This is a genomic window from Sphingobium sp. RSMS (assembly GCF_005406185.4).
Lineage (GTDB): Bacteria > Pseudomonadota > Alphaproteobacteria > Sphingomonadales > Sphingomonadaceae > Sphingobium > Sphingobium fuliginis.
The window spans coordinates 1,721,661-1,734,984 of record NZ_CM191257.1; the positions used below are offsets into that span (position 1 = coordinate 1,721,661).

General features: G+C 64.4%; 15 protein-coding genes. 6 read left to right on the forward strand and 9 right to left on the reverse strand.

What is annotated here, in order from left to right; genetic code table 11:
• The first annotated feature begins 39 nt into the window (after positions 1–39).
• Together EGM87_RS08035 and EGM87_RS08040 are read left to right on the forward strand one after the other, a co-directional pair.
• A complete protein-coding gene (locus EGM87_RS08035) occupies positions 40–618 on the forward strand; it encodes a nitroreductase family protein (protein WP_044663176.1) in 579 nt (192 codons plus the stop codon).
• Positions 619–690: 72 nt separating this feature from the next.
• Positions 691–1,035, forward strand: a complete 345-nt coding sequence (locus tag EGM87_RS08040; RefSeq protein ID WP_044662528.1) for a GntR family transcriptional regulator — start codon at positions 691–693, stop codon at positions 1,033–1,035.
• A gap of 290 nt (positions 1,036–1,325) precedes the next feature.
• On the opposite strand, the gene prsR is transcribed toward EGM87_RS08040, so the two are convergent.
• From prsR to EGM87_RS08075, 7 genes are all read right to left on the reverse strand, one after another.
• Positions 1,326–2,690 (reverse strand): PEP-CTERM-box response regulator transcription factor, encoded by a 1,365-nt coding sequence (prsR, locus tag EGM87_RS08045; RefSeq protein ID WP_044662529.1) that lies wholly within the window; start codon positions 2,688–2,690, stop codon positions 1,326–1,328.
• On the reverse strand, positions 2,690–4,759 hold the full coding sequence (gene prsK, locus EGM87_RS08050; protein WP_044662530.1) for an XrtA/PEP-CTERM system histidine kinase PrsK: 2,070 nt from the start codon (positions 4,757–4,759) through the stop codon (positions 2,690–2,692). Before prsK ends, prsR begins: the two co-directional genes overlap by 1 nt.
• Positions 4,756–6,144, reverse strand: a complete 1,389-nt coding sequence (locus EGM87_RS08055; RefSeq protein ID WP_044662531.1) for a TIGR03013 family XrtA/PEP-CTERM system glycosyltransferase — start codon at positions 6,142–6,144, stop codon at positions 4,756–4,758. Before EGM87_RS08055 ends, prsK begins: the two co-directional genes overlap by 4 nt.
• A gap of 156 nt (positions 6,145–6,300) precedes the next feature.
• On the reverse strand, positions 6,301–6,552 hold the full coding sequence (locus EGM87_RS08060; protein WP_044662532.1) for a hypothetical protein: 252 nt from the start codon (positions 6,550–6,552) through the stop codon (positions 6,301–6,303).
• A gap of 48 nt (positions 6,553–6,600) precedes the next feature.
• Positions 6,601–7,257, reverse strand: coding sequence for a sigma-70 family RNA polymerase sigma factor (locus EGM87_RS08065; RefSeq protein ID WP_025549519.1), 657 nt, complete (start codon positions 7,255–7,257; stop codon positions 6,601–6,603).
• A 116-nt stretch (positions 7,258–7,373) separates the two neighbouring features.
• Positions 7,374–7,508, reverse strand: coding sequence for a hypothetical protein (locus EGM87_RS08070; RefSeq protein ID WP_025549520.1), 135 nt, complete (start codon positions 7,506–7,508; stop codon positions 7,374–7,376).
• 92 nt (positions 7,509–7,600) lie between these two features.
• On the reverse strand, positions 7,601–8,395 hold the full coding sequence (locus EGM87_RS08075; protein ID WP_025549521.1) for a response regulator: 795 nt from the start codon (positions 8,393–8,395) through the stop codon (positions 7,601–7,603).
• A gap of 95 nt (positions 8,396–8,490) precedes the next feature.
• On the opposite strand from EGM87_RS08075, the gene EGM87_RS08080 reads away from it, so the two are divergent.
• The 3 genes from EGM87_RS08080 to EGM87_RS08090 all read left to right on the forward strand — a co-directional run bounded on the left by EGM87_RS08080 (position 8,491) and on the right by EGM87_RS08090 (position 10,742).
• Positions 8,491–8,712 (forward strand): hypothetical protein, encoded by a 222-nt coding sequence (locus EGM87_RS08080; protein ID WP_130030177.1) that lies wholly within the window; start codon positions 8,491–8,493, stop codon positions 8,710–8,712.
• A 36-nt stretch (positions 8,713–8,748) separates the two neighbouring features.
• Complete coding sequence (locus EGM87_RS08085) at positions 8,749–9,003, forward strand: NepR family anti-sigma factor (protein WP_044662533.1); 255 nt, start codon at positions 8,749–8,751, stop codon at positions 9,001–9,003.
• Between the two features lie 230 nt (positions 9,004–9,233).
• Positions 9,234–10,742 carry a sensor histidine kinase gene (locus tag EGM87_RS08090; RefSeq protein ID WP_025549522.1) on the forward strand — a complete coding sequence of 503 codons (1,509 nt, stop codon included), beginning with the start codon at positions 9,234–9,236 and terminating at the stop codon, positions 10,740–10,742.
• Between the two features lie 21 nt (positions 10,743–10,763).
• Here the strand turns inward: EGM87_RS08090 and tgt are convergent, their stop codons facing one another.
• Together tgt and EGM87_RS08100 are read right to left on the reverse strand one after the other, a co-directional pair.
• Positions 10,764–11,894, reverse strand: a complete 1,131-nt coding sequence (gene tgt / locus EGM87_RS08095; RefSeq protein WP_025549523.1) for a tRNA guanosine(34) transglycosylase Tgt — start codon at positions 11,892–11,894, stop codon at positions 10,764–10,766.
• Positions 11,895–11,947: 53 nt separating this feature from the next.
• The gene (locus EGM87_RS08100; protein ID WP_025549524.1) at positions 11,948–12,127 is read right to left on the reverse strand and encodes a hypothetical protein; all 180 of its coding nucleotides are present in this window, start codon (positions 12,125–12,127) and stop codon (positions 11,948–11,950) included.
• A 238-nt stretch (positions 12,128–12,365) separates the two neighbouring features.
• On the opposite strand from EGM87_RS08100, the gene EGM87_RS08105 reads away from it, so the two are divergent.
• Positions 12,366–13,322, forward strand: coding sequence for a crotonase/enoyl-CoA hydratase family protein (locus EGM87_RS08105; RefSeq protein WP_025549525.1), 957 nt, complete (start codon positions 12,366–12,368; stop codon positions 13,320–13,322).
• Positions 13,323–13,324 lie beyond the last annotated feature (2 nt).

Genomic DNA, 13,324 nt, shown 5'->3' on the forward strand with positions numbered 1-13,324 from the left:
CCCTTGCGTCCTGCCCGCCGCCGGGCCATCTGGACGGCCATGTTCAACGACCGCAGTTCTCCGCTCTCGCTTCTCCAGACCCGCCGATCGGGCAAGCCGCGCGACCTGATCGCGCCGGGACCGGACGAAGGCCAGCTCCGCAAGATATTGGAGGTGGCGCAGCGCACGCCCGATCATGGCAAGCTGGCGCCCTGGCGCTTCGTGATCGTGCCGCTGGAGAAGCGGGACGCTCTCGCGGCATTGCTCGAGACGGCGTATCGCGCCGAAAAGCCCGATGCCGGGCGGCTGGAGATGGAGTCAATGCGCCAGTTCGCGCATCAGGCGCCCACGCTGGTCGTCGCGCTGTCCGCGCCGGTAGAGGGTAGCAAGATCCCTGTGTGGGAACAGGAACTGTCGGCGGGCGCGGCGATCATGAATCTGCTCCATGCAGCGCATGCGCTGGGCTTTGCGGCGGGCTGGCTGACGGGCTGGGCCAGCTATAATGAGGATGTGCGCGCCGCCTTTGCGAAGGCCGGGGAGCGGATCGCGGGCTTCGTCTTCATCGGCACTGCGGGACGGGAACAGGAAGAGCGTCCTCGGCCAGAATATGACAATATAGTTTCTGTCTGGGACAGATAGTTACATGTTCAGCCGGATATGGCGCAAGGGCGTCGCTTGACCTGCCACGCTGTATTATGGCACTGATGCACCATGGCCGACGACTCAAAACCCGTCTATCTCCGCCTTCGGGAGATCATCGCCGCTTCTATTCTGGACGGGGAGTTTCGCGATGGGGACATGCTGCCTTCGGTGCGTGCCCTGGCCGCGCAGCAGGGCGCCAATCCGCTGACGGTAGCGAAGGCCTATCAATGCTTTCAGGACGATGGGCTGATCGTGGTGAAGCGCGGCGTCGGCATGTTCGTCGCCGACGGCGCGACGCGGCGGTTGCGGGAAATGGAACGGGCGCGCTTCATGGAGACCGTATGGCCGCCTGTGGCGGAGCAGATCAGGAGGCTGGGAATCAGCGCGGCGGATCTGGATTTGCAACGAGCCTAGGATCGCGCTGCGTTTTTCCATGAGTGCAGTGGGTGCGGGTGACGTGATAAGTTCGTGAGCCGCCGGGCTGGCTGATTTGGGTGGTTTCCTGCCATCCCCCCTCCCGCAAGCGGGAGGGGGCTAGGGGGTGGGCTGGCGCGACATCAGCGGGAATTTGCAACGGCTAAGCTGGAAGCTCGCTGCGCTCGCACCCACCCCTAACCCCTCCCGCCTGCGGGAGGGGAATGTCTTGGATTGGCCATTTCCCCGCACTCCAATGGACGCGGCGCGCTTTGGTACAATCAGGGCCTTCAATTCTGCATCCGATATTGCTTCAGCAGATCGTAGAGCGTCGGCCGGCTGATCCCCAGCATCTTCGCCGCGCCGGAGATATTCCCGTCCGTCCGCGCAATCGCCCGGCGGATCGCGCGGCGGTCGGCCATTTCCCGCGCCGCCTTCAGGTTCACCACATCACCGCCTTCGGCGCGATCTCCGTCCAGATCGAGATCGGCCGCGGTCACATGCTTGCCGTCGGCCATGATGACGGCGCGCTTCATGCGGTTTTCCAGCTCTCGCACATTGCCCGGCCAGCCCCAGGCGTCGAGCGCCGCCAGCGCATCGGGCGCGAGCCCCTTGACCTGCGGATTCATCTCCTTGGCGAAGCGGTGGAGGAAATGCCGCGCCAGCAGCGCCGGATCGCCCGGCCGCTCCCGGAGAGCGGGAATGCGCACGACGATCTCCGCCAGGCGATAATAGAGGTCCTCCCGGAAAGTGCCCGCCGCGATCATGGCTTCCAGATCCTGATGCGTGGCGCAGACGATCCGCGTGTTGACCGATATGGGCTGGCGTCCGCCGATCCGTTCGATCACCCGCTCCTGCAGGAAGCGCAGCAGCTTCACCTGCAAGGCCAGCGGTATGTCGCCCACTTCGTCCAGGAAGAGCGTGCCGCCCTGCGCCTGCTCGATCTTGCCGGGCGTGGTCTTGATCGCCCCGGTGAAGGCGCCCTTCTCATGGCCGAACAGTTCGGCCTCCAGCAATGTTTCGGGAATCGCCGCGCAGTTGATCGCGACGAAGGCCCCGTCCCGGCGCGGGCTGGCATCGTGCAGGCCCTGCGCCAGCAATTCCTTGCCGGTGCCGCTTGCGCCCAGCAGCAGGACGGAGACGTCCGCGGCCGCCACCCGTTCTATGGTGCGGGCGACCTTCATCATTTCCGGCGCGGCGGTGATCAGCCGGCCCAGCACGCGCCCGCCCTCCGGCGCGGTTTCGGCCAGCCGGGCATTTTCCCGCTCCAGCGCATGAACGTGGAAGGCGCGGCGGACGATCAGCCCCAGCTCATCGATGTCGACCGGCTTCTGGTAGAAATCATAGGCGCCGCCGGAAATGGCCTGCAGCGCGCTTTCCCGCGCCCCATGGCCGGACGCGACGATGACCTTCGTGTCCGGCTTGATCCGCAGCATTTCCGCCAGCGTCGCGAACCCTTCGCTGGTGCCGTCGGGATCGGGCGGCAGGCCCAGGTCCAGCGTCACCACATCGGGCGCCTGCTCGCGCAGCATCTCTATCGCTTCCTCCCGGTCGCCCGCGATGAAGAGCTGATATTCCTCATAGGCCCAGCGCAATTGCCGTTGCAGGCCCGGATCGTCCTCGACGATCAGCAGTTTCGGTCGCATGTCGCTCATCAGGCGGCCTTCCCCCTAAGATCCTGTTGCGCCAAAGGCAGGCGCAGCGTGAACCGGCTCCCCACGCCGGGCTTGCTTTCCACATCGATCCGCCCGCCCATCGCCTGGGCCAGGGCCCGCGCCTCGAACGCACCGATGCCAAAGCCCCCCGCCTTGCTGGAGGAGAAGGGCTTGAACAATTCGCGGCGGATGAATTCCGCGGTCATCCCCCGGCCCTGATCGACGACATCCAGCAGGGCGCAGCCACCATCGGCGGACAAGCGCAATTCCACGGGGCTGTCCGGCCGGCTGGCGTCGATGGCGTTCTGGAGCAGGTGGGTGACGATCTGCTCGACCCTGGCGGGATCGGCCAGCACGGGCGGCGCGTCGCCGGTCACGCCTATTTCGTGCTGGCGCGAGCGGGTGCGCGCGACCTGCTCCGCCACTTCGCGCAGCGCCATGGGCCGGGGTTCCTCCGCCCGGCCCTTGTTATGCTGCGACAGGCGGGCGAGCATGTCGTTCATCTTGCCCACCGATTCCTTCAGCGTCAGCACCATGTCGGTGCGGAAATCCGGATTGTCGGCGTGCCGCTCCGCATTGCGGGCGAGCAGCGAAAGCTGGCTCACCAGATTCTTGACGTCATGGATGATGAAGGCGAAGCGGCGGTTGAACTCCTCGAAGCGCTGGGCGTCGTCCAGCGCCTGCTGGCCCTGCGCCTCGCTCAGATAGCTGGCCGCCTGCCGTCCGGCGGCGCGCAGCATGTCGAAATCCTCCCAGTCGAGCCGGCGGTCGATCGGCGGGCGGGCAAGCAGGATCGCGCCGATCAGCCGGCCGAAATGGATCAGCGGCACCAGCGCCCAGGCGCGGCGGTCCAGGCTCATCCAGCCCGGCGCACTGATTTCCCCGGCCCCGGAAGGCGGGCGGTCGATGTCGATGATCCAGCCGCTCTGTTCGATGAGGGCGGCGAGCGGGGCGGGCACGACCGATCCGTCCGGCCTGTCCCCCTGCCAGTTCCAGTGCGTTTCGAACGCCAGCGCGCCGTCGTCCGCACGCAGCATCAGCAGGGCGGCGGGAGAATCGGTGATGTCGGCCACCGCCTTCGCCACGCGCTCCCCCAAAGGCAGGGCATTGTCGCCGGGGCGGCCTATGGTGTCGCCGAAGCGCATCCATTCGGTGCGATAGTCATAGCGGTGCTGGAAGAAATGCTTGGCCACCTGCACCTTCCAGAAGGCGCGGAGCCGGCGGGAAGGCAGCAGCACGAGCGCGCTTACCGCCAGGAAGAAGACGCAGCCGATCTCGACCGCGCGGGCATAGGGCCCGGCGACCAGTTCCACCAGCACCGCCGCCGCCGCCAGCACCACGATGTAGAGCGCGATGGCCGCGAGGGAGAGCGACTGGAATGTCAGGGCGCGGGACAGTTGCAGCCGTCCGGCCATGTCGGCGCGCATTCCCGCCGCGATCACCGGGGCCAGCAGCGCCATCATCGGCCCGCGCAGCGCGTAGAGATCGCTTGCCCGGTCGATGGCGAAGGTGGCGATGGCATAGAGATTGAGGTCATATGTCCACATCGCCGCCAGCGCCCCCAGCAGCAGCGCCACCCGCTCCCGTTCCCGCACCGGCCAACTGATATAGAGATGATGGACCAGCATCAGGCTGCCGATGGCGGTCATCAGGTGCAGCACCAGCGAGGCATGAAGAAGCGCGCGGTGCAGGTCGCTAGGCTCCGGCAATTGCCGCCAGATGAGGTCGGTGAAGGTCTGAAGCAGGATGATTCCCGCCACGGCGGCATAGACCGATCCGATCGCCAGCAGGGATTCTCCCCGCACCGCGCCGTTCCGCCGCAGCATCGCGAACAGCAGCAGCAGCCAGGCCGCGTTTCGGATATTTTCTCCGATGCCGGTCAGCGGCTTGCCCACCCCGCCGAAGGAGACATAGAGCGACCAGCAGGCGGTCAGCAGCAGCGCCGCGGCCAGCAGGCGCTGTTCGGCGGCTTCTTCCCGGCGGCGCAGGACGAAAATGCCGAGCGCCGCGAACAGCACGGCGGCCAGCGCATGGCCCCAGTCCCCGACGAATTGCAGCAGGCCGCTCACCGCGCCCCCTCCGGCCAGAGGATGACGCGCAGCGTCTGGATGAGGATCAGCAGATCGAGGAAAGGCGTGTAGTTCTTGGCGTAATAAAGATCATATTCCAGCTTGTTCCGGGCATCCTCTATCGACGCGCCATAGGGATAGTTGATCTGCGCCCAGCCGGTGATGCCGGGCTTCACCATGTGCCGCTCCGCATAATAGCGCAGATGCTGTTCCAGATCCTCGACGAACTGACGGCGTTCGGGGCGCGGGCCGACGAAGCTCATCTCGCCCTTCAGCACCGTCCATGTCTGCGGCAGTTCGTCGATGCGCAGCTTGCGCAGCCAGTAGCCAAGGCGGGTGATGCGCGGATCGTCCTTTTCCGCCCAGACCGCCTGGCCGGACAGTTCCGCGTCCTGCCGCATGGTGCGCAGCTTCACGATCCAGAATTCCTCGCCATAAAGGCCGACGCGCTGCTGGCGGTAGAATGCGGGGCCCTTGCTGTCGAGCTTCACCAACAGGGCGGCCAGCAGGATGATGGGGCCGGTCAGCAGCAGCAGGATCGAACTGGCGAGGACGTCGAACAGCCGCTTGGCGATGCTGGACAGGCGGCGGCCCGCCGAAAAGCCGTCGGAGAAGATCAGCCAGCTCGGATTCACGCTGTCCAGGTCGACACGGCCGGTTTCCCGCTCCAGGAAGGTGGAGATCTCGTTCACATGGACGCCGGTGGTCTTGATGCGCAGCAGGTCGCTCAGCGGCAAGGCGTTGCGCCGTTCCTCCAGCGCCAGCACCACCTCGCTCGCGGCCAGGCGGACGACGAAATCGGCGAGATTGTAGATGGCGCTGCGGTTGATCGCCTCCGGGATCACCTGCGCGCCGTCATTCATCGCGATGTAGCCGACGACGAGGAAGCCCGATCCCTTGCGCTGCTCGATCTCCCGGATGCGGTCGGCGCGATTGCCCGCGCCCAGCACGACCAGCCGCCGCTTGAACGCTTCGCCGCCGAGCATCGATCCCAAAAGGACGCGGATCGCCAGCAGCAGGGCAATGGCGAGTCCCATGGCGTAAAGCGAATTGGACCGCCAGAGCGTGATGTCCGGCAGCAGGAAATGCATGACCGACAGGAACAGCACGCCCAGCGAAATCGCGACCAGCAGCCGCGCCAGCGCGTAGCGGATCGATTGCAGCGCCTCCGGCCCATAGACGCCGACCGCGATCATCGCTGTCTGTATGGCCAGGCCGAAGCTGAGCAGCGGCGCGATGCGGGTCGACACATGATCGACCTCCATGCCGATCTGGCGGGCGCGCAGAATCCACCCGCCTTCAGCCGCCGCCATCAGCAGCATGAAGTCCAGAAGGCCGAGCAGCAGGACCGCATGCGGCACATAATGTTTGAACAATCTTATCATTCGTCGCGCGTTCCCGCTGCGCCCGGCGGGCAGGTGACAGCCGGATCAGCTTACAGGCGCTGTAAGGAAATCCGACACTGTCAGGGACAATGCACGACAATCACAAAGATTTTCTGAACGGGACCACCGACCATGCCGACGAAGCGGCAGGGGCGATCAATTCTGGTTGCGAAGCGCATCCGCGGCGTTCTTCGCCGCGTGCCCCACCACATGGGCGGCGCTGTCGACGGAACCGGCTGCCTTCATAAGGGCGTCGGCACGGCTATCGTCGCGTTCCTTCGTCATGTAGAAAAAGCCGATCGCCAGCACCAGCGCCAGGGCGACCAGAAGGAATATGATCAGGCTTCCCCGCGACCGGCCCGGCAAGGAAGCCGGTTCGAAGGGTTCGTCCTTACGACCTTCGTCCATTCTCCTTCTCCCGATCCTCGCATACCGAGGCGGAGAGTATAGCACAGATCACTCCACGTCGGAGTCGGTATCTTCACCTGTTTCCCGGGATTCCCGGCCCCGGCTCAACCGGTCGACATCGTCCATGATCTCGTCCAGCACCGCGGCGTCGCTGCTTTCCTGGCTGCGGCGGGATGGCAGTTCGCCATTTTCCAATATCTGCTCCAGCGCGGCGCGGCCGCGGGCGACGCGGCTCTTGATGGTGCCCACGGCGACGCCGCAGATTTCGGCGGCTTCCTCATAGGCGAAGCCGCCCGCGCCGACCAGGATCAGCGCCTCTCGCTGGGGCTGCGGCAATTGCAGCAAGGCGCGCTGCATGTCGGACAGTTCGACATGCTTGTCCTGCCCGGCGGGCGCGGCAAGCAGGCGGTCGGCCGCCAGATCGTCCCAATCGCCCCGGAAGCGGGAACGGCGCATCTGCGACAGATAATGATTGCGCAGGATGATGAAGGTCCAGGCACGCATGTTGGTGCCCGCCTGGAAGCGGCTGCGCGCGGCCCAGGCCTTCAGCAGCGTTTCCTGCACCAGATCGTCCGCGACATCGCGATTGCCGGACAGGGACCGTCCAAAGGCGCGCAGATGGGGGATGACCGCCGCCAGTTCCCGCTTGAAATCGGTGTCTGAAAGCGTTTCGCGCTCAACATCCTGGCCCACGCCGTCGCTCATGGTAACAACCCCTTCACCGGCTGTCGCCCTCGCTGCATGAACGGAAGTCGTCAAAGCCATATGTGCGTCCGCATCCCAATCTTTTTCTTCTCAAGGACCAATTGCCGCAACCGCGTTCAATGGCCCCACAATATCACAATCATCACGATGATCGCGAGTGTCAGTGAAACGCCGAGCACGTAACGCACGATATGCGGCGTCGAGCCCGCCCTGGCTTCTTCCGTCGCAATATGCTGCTCCTGTTCGACCATGGGTCGCTCCCGATCGTTACGCATCAATAACGCGGGTCGTGGACCGGGGTTCCCCTTCTTTCCAGCCTAATTTCAGAAAGCCGCGCGCGACGTCAGGCCGGCGCGGTCGCTTCGTCGAAGAACAGCGCCTGAGAAATCGCGGCCTTGACGGTCGAACGCTGGAAAGGCTTGGTGATGAGGAAGGTCGGCTCCGGCCGTTCGCCCGTCAGCAGGCGTTCGGGGAAGGCGGTGATGAAGATCACCGGAACGGAGAATTCGGCGAGGATGTCCTTCACCGCATCGATGCCGCTCGAATCGTCGGCAAGCTGGATGTCCGCCAGCACCAGCCCGGGCCGTTCCGCCATGGCTTCGCGCACCGCATCCTCGCGCGTGACGGCGATGGCGGTGACTTCATGCCCCAGGTCGCGAACGATGGTCTCTATATCCATCGCGATGATCGGCTCATCCTCGATGATCAGCACCTTGGCGCGGGTCTGCGCCTCGATCTCGCTCAGCGCTTCCTTGACCAGCGCTTCCACGTCGTCGCTGTCCAGGCCGATCAGATAGCCGACGTCATCGACGGTAAATCCCTCCAGCGCCGTCAGCAGCAGCGCCTGGCGCGGCAGCGGCGTCAGGCGGGCGAGTCGTGCCTGCGCGATCGCCTCCTGCCCGTCGGCGCCGGTCAGCACCGGCCCGTCTTCCAGATGGGACGAGGACCAGATCGCATGGAAAGTCTTGTAGAGGCCAAGGCGCGGATCGACATTCGACGGGAATTCGTCGGGCGCCGCCACGATCGCCTCCAGCGTGGCGCGCACATAGGCATCGCCGTGCGCCTGGCTGCCCGTCAACGCACGCGCGTAGCGCCGCAGGAAAGGAAGGTGGGGGTGCAGTTGCTGACCAAGCGACATCTGTAAAAATTCTCCCAGCCCATCGGGCGCCTTGTCCTATGTTAAAGCCACGCCTTAACCAAAATGCCGAAACATTCGCCGGAATGGGAGGATGGATGGACGATGCCGATGTGGCAAGCCCCCTTACCCCCTTTCAGAATGGAAATGCTTCGGGCATGACCGCCCGCGTCGCCTTCCATTCTCGCCACCGACCTCGTGCGGCGGGCAAAAAATGCTTCGCCAAGGGAACCAACGACCAACGGATTTGTTTCACTGCCGTTCGGTTTTTTCGAAAATCTTTGGAATTTTGTGTTTTGATTTCCCTGACGCCGAATTGACGTCATAGGGGAAAGCCGCAAAAAGAGCAGGCTGGCATGACATTGATGGCTGCAGAGGGGCGTGTTTTGGTTGCTTCAACGACGGAACGGGATGTGACGGGAGGGGACAAGAAAGATGTCGGCACCAACACTCCGGATTCTGGCGTGAAGGGCAGTGTCGCCCGCAAGAAACGCACATCGGCCGCGAAGGACGACGGCCAGGTCGCTAATGCCCTGCGATCCGTCTATCAGCGCGCGGTTGACGAGGATATTCCCGCGGAAATGCTTGACCTTCTCAGCAAGCTCGACTGACTCTCCCTGATCGGCCGGACCGGGGGGAGCCGGAAACAAGCGGAGGGGACATGGCGCATCTGGTAAAATCCGGCCGGCGAGCGACGCTCTCCCCGAAGAATCGGCGTTCGATGTTCAGCGTCAGGTAAATGGACAGAATATCCCCACCGCCGCCGGCCGAAGGCATGCCTCCCCCGGCCGCTTCCTTCATTCAGAGATTGAACGCGGTTTCCCATTCCACCGGCGTCAAGATGTTCCTCATCCTGACGCTGGCCCTGCTGCCGCTAGGCCTGATCGCCTTGGTCGCTTCGCTTCAGGCGATCCGCACCACCGACCTGGAAAAGGAAGCGCTGCTGCGCGTGGCGGTAACGCAAAGTGCGCGCAAATTGTCCGCCGATCTCGCGTCCGACCGAACGGCGCTGATGCTGACGGCCAATGCCTTTGCGACATCCGGCCCCGATCCGGCGATGTGCGCGCGCCTTTCGGCCTTCCTGACCTCTCACGACCGTGGCGGCGGCCGCTATTATATCTACGACCGCTCGGGCCGGCGGCTTTGCGGTTCCACCCTGCCTGAACCGCCGGGCCTTCCCCGGTCGGAACGTTTCGGCGATGCCGCCGCGCAGTTGTTGACGGATTCGCCCTATCTCATCAGCCGGGCGCGGAGCGCCAACGGCGCGGTGGTCGCCATCGCTTATTATCCGCGCGGCTATCTGGAGGCGATGACCAACCCGGCGGGCACGTTGCAGAACCGGCAGATCACCTTGAATGAGGGCGGCCGCAGCCTGCTCATCACCCGTCCGGCCGGCCTTTCGGGCGGGCATAGCACCACGCTTTCCGCCCGGCTCGACCCGCCTGACATCGTCCTCACCATGACGGTGCGCGATCCCCCGGTCACGATCGCGCGCATGTTGTCGCTGTTCCTGCCGCTGGTCATGTGGTTCGCCGCGGCGGCCATTGGCTGGTTCGTCGTCAACCGCCTTCTGATCCGGCCGCTGGTGCTGCTGCGCCGCACGGTGGCGGCCTATGAACCCGGTCAGGTGCTGGAACCGATGCGCCGCATCCGCACCCCGGCGCAGGAGATCGTGGCGCTGGGCGACACCTTCCGCGAAATCAGCGAGGATGTCGCCACCCATGAAGCGGAGATGGCGGAGGGCCTGGAAACCCAGCGAAAGCTGACGCGGGAGGTCCATCACCGGGTCAAGAACAACCTCCAGATCATTGCGAGCCTGATCAACCTGCACGCGCGATCCGCCCATGACGCCGAAGCGGTCGAGGCCTATGCGACTATCCAGCGGCGGGTCGATGCGCTGTCGGTCGTCCACCGCAACCATTATGCCGAGTTGGAGGAACATCGCGGCGTCGGCGTGCGGTCGCTGATCAGCGAACTGTCGGCCAGCCTGCGCGGCACCGCCCCGGCCGAGGCGCGCCGCTTCGGCATTCAGATCGACAGCGACAATCTGCACATCAGCCAGGACGTCGCCGTGCCCATCGCCTTCCTGCTGACCGAGCTGGTGGAACTTGCCATGCTGTCCAATCCGCGCACGGCGATGCGGATCTCCGTGCAACTGGAACCGGGCCGCACCGACCGGGCGGTGCTCCACATCCTCTCGCCGGCGCTGCGCGGATCGCCGGACATGACTGCCCGGCTGGAGGAGCGCTACGGACGGGTGCTCACCGGCCTGTCACGCCAGTTGCGCGCACCGCTGGACCATGATCCGGAGACGGGCGACTATGCGATCGTCATTACGGTGCTGGAATAGGCGTTCGGGGAGCTTACCCCCTCAGGCCCGCTGATAATCCCGCCGGAAATCCGCTGCGAAACCTTGAAAGCGCCCGATGGCGATGCTGTCCCGAATCCCCTGCATCAGCGCCTGGTAGAAATGGATATTATGCTGCGTCATCAGCATCGCGCCCAGCATCTCGCCGGCCTTGACCAGATGGTGCAGATAGGCGCGGCTCCAGGTCGTGCAGACCGGGCAACCGCAGCGCGGATCGAGCGGCCCCTTGTCCTCCGCAAAGCGCGCATTGCGGATATTGAGCGGCCCGGCCCAGGTGAAGGCCTGACCGTTGCGCCCGCTGCGGGTGGGCAATACGCAGTCGAACATGTCGATCCCCCGTTCCACCGCGCCGACAATGTCGTCCGGCTTGCCCACTCCCATCAGGTAGCGCGGCTTGTCGGCCGGCAGCATGCCGGGCGCGAAATCGAGCGTGGCGAACATCGCCTCCTGCCCCTCGCCCACGGCCAGCCCGCCGACGGCATAGCCGTCGAAGCCGATGTCGATCAGCTTTTCCGCCGAAATCCGCCGCAGGCCCTCGTCCAGCGATCCCTGTTGGATACCGAACAGCGCCGCCCGCTCCGCATGTTCCGCCCCTGCATCGAACCCGTCTCTGGAGCGTTTCGCCCAGCGCATGGAACGCTCCATGGACTTCGCCGCCTCGTCATGGGTGCAGCCGTTCCTGGTGCACTCGTCGAAAGCCATGACGATGTCGCTGTCCAGCAACCGCTGGATCTCCATCGAACGCTCGGGCGTCAGCATATGCCTGGAGCCGTCGATATGGCTGGAAAAGGCGACCCCCTCCTCGCTCATCTTCGTCAGCGCGCTGAGGCTCATCACCTGATAACCGCCGCTATCGGTCAGGATCGGCCTGTCCCAGCCCATGAAGGCGTGCAGGCCGCCCAGTCGCGCGACGCGCTCCGCCCCCGGACGAAGCATCAGATGATAGGTGTTGCCAAGAATGATGTCTGCGCCGGCTGCACGCACTTCGGCCGGACGCATCGCCTTCACCGTGGCGGCGGTGCCGACCGGCATGAAGGCAGGCGTGCGAATCTCGCCCCGGCGCATCTGGATGGCGCCCGTGCGGGCCTTGCCGTCGGTCGCGGCGATCGAAAAGGAGAAGCGGGGATTTGTCACAGCGCGCGCTGTACGGTCGAAAGAGGCGCCAGACAAGGCCGCAAAGCCGCGCTTCAGCCCTTCTTGCGCAGCCCGTCAAGCGCAACGATCGCGTCGACATCGAACCCTTCGACCCGGCGGTAATTGCCGATGAAACAAAGGCAATCCGCAGCCAGGCTGAGCTGCCATGACTCACCTTGCAGGTCGTGCAGCAGCAGGGTCACAAGCTGCCTGTCGGTTCGGGGCGTGTTCATGGCGATGATCGTAATTAATAAAGGTTAACAAAGGCCTGCGCCCGATTTGCGACAAGTTTTCAAAGAAGCTATTTGTTGCATAAATACAACAAAACTCCGCGATTGGCCAGTTTTTAGGCGACATCCCTGCAACAGTTGCTGTTAAAAATGGTTAATTGCGGGGCAATAGCTTTCGGCGCGATTGCATAAGCGCGGCAACCCTGTTCTGCTTAACATCTGTTGCAGTTTGGGGGCTCAGATGGTTGATTCCGGACGATTTAATTCCGGCCGTGAACATATGGACGATCTGACTCCCGCCCCTCTTCCGGCGGAGGAGGATGTCGTGGCTGCCGTTACGGAAAGCATGGCCTCGACGCCGGACGTCGGCACCTCGACCATGTTCGACCTCGGCCAGATCGACATAAGCTGGGAGGCGGATGCCGCTACGCTCTGGGCGTTCATGACGCCATCGAATCGACCGAATTTCAGCCCCGCCATGTTGCGTGACGTCCGCTATTGGTATGTGGAGACCAAGCGACTGTTCGATGCGGGCAAGCTGCCGGTCAAATATATGGTGGCCGGATCGCGTTTTCCCGGCGTTTTCAACCTGGGCGGCGATCTGGAACTGTTCGCCGGCTGCATCGAGCGTGGCGACCTGCCCGGTCTTGTCGACTATGGCCATGCCTGTATCGACGTGGTTCATCGCACCTGGCGCAATGGCGACCTTCCCGTTATTTCCATTGCGCTGGCACAGGGCGATGCGTTGGGTGGCGGCTTCGAAGCCTTGCTCTGCTTCGATGTCGTGATTGCCGAACGCAGTGCGCGCTTCGGTCTGCCCGAAATGCTGTTCGGCCTTTTCCCCGGCATGGGGGCTTATTCCATCCTCGCGCGCAAGCTGGGTCGGCTGGCGGCCGAACGGATGATCCTGTCCGGCAAGGTCTATACCGCGCAGGAGATGCACGACATGGGCATTATCCACACGCTGGTGGAGGATGGCGAGGGTGAGCAGGCCGTCCGCGACTATATCGCGGCCAGCCTGCCCCATCATGCCGGTCATGTCGGGGTGTTCCAGGCAGGCCGACGCGTCGATCCGCTGGAGTATGAGGAACTGAAGGACATCGTCGAGAATTGGGCGGCCACTGCACTCAAGCTCGATCTGAAGGACGTGCGGATGATGCGCCGCCTGGCCTCGGCCCAAACCCGCCTGCATAGATAGGA

Coding starts and splice junctions, on each gene's coding strand:
- EGM87_RS08035 (WP_044663176.1), top strand. CDS start 40: ATGTTCAACGACCGCAGTTCTCCGCTCTCGCTTCTCCAGACCCGCCGA.
- EGM87_RS08040 (WP_044662528.1), top strand. CDS start 691: ATGGCCGACGACTCAAAACCCGTCTATCTCCGCCTTCGGGAGATCATC.
- prsR (WP_044662529.1), bottom strand. CDS start 2,690: ATGAGCGACATGCGACCGAAACTGCTGATCGTCGAGGACGATCCGGGC.
- EGM87_RS08055 (WP_044662531.1), bottom strand. CDS start 6,144: ATGATAAGATTGTTCAAACATTATGTGCCGCATGCGGTCCTGCTGCTC.
- EGM87_RS08060 (WP_044662532.1), bottom strand. CDS start 6,552: ATGGACGAAGGTCGTAAGGACGAACCCTTCGAACCGGCTTCCTTGCCG.
- EGM87_RS08065 (WP_025549519.1), bottom strand. CDS start 7,257: ATGAGCGACGGCGTGGGCCAGGATGTTGAGCGCGAAACGCTTTCAGAC.
- EGM87_RS08070 (WP_025549520.1), bottom strand. CDS start 7,508: ATGGTCGAACAGGAGCAGCATATTGCGACGGAAGAAGCCAGGGCGGGC.
- EGM87_RS08075 (WP_025549521.1), bottom strand. CDS start 8,395: ATGTCGCTTGGTCAGCAACTGCACCCCCACCTTCCTTTCCTGCGGCGC.
- EGM87_RS08080 (WP_130030177.1), top strand. CDS start 8,491: ATGGACGATGCCGATGTGGCAAGCCCCCTTACCCCCTTTCAGAATGGA.
- EGM87_RS08085 (WP_044662533.1), top strand. CDS start 8,749: ATGACATTGATGGCTGCAGAGGGGCGTGTTTTGGTTGCTTCAACGACG.
- EGM87_RS08090 (WP_025549522.1), top strand. CDS start 9,234: ATGTTCCTCATCCTGACGCTGGCCCTGCTGCCGCTAGGCCTGATCGCC.
- EGM87_RS08100 (WP_025549524.1), bottom strand. CDS start 12,127: ATGAACACGCCCCGAACCGACAGGCAGCTTGTGACCCTGCTGCTGCAC.
- EGM87_RS08105 (WP_025549525.1), top strand. CDS start 12,366: ATGGTTGATTCCGGACGATTTAATTCCGGCCGTGAACATATGGACGAT.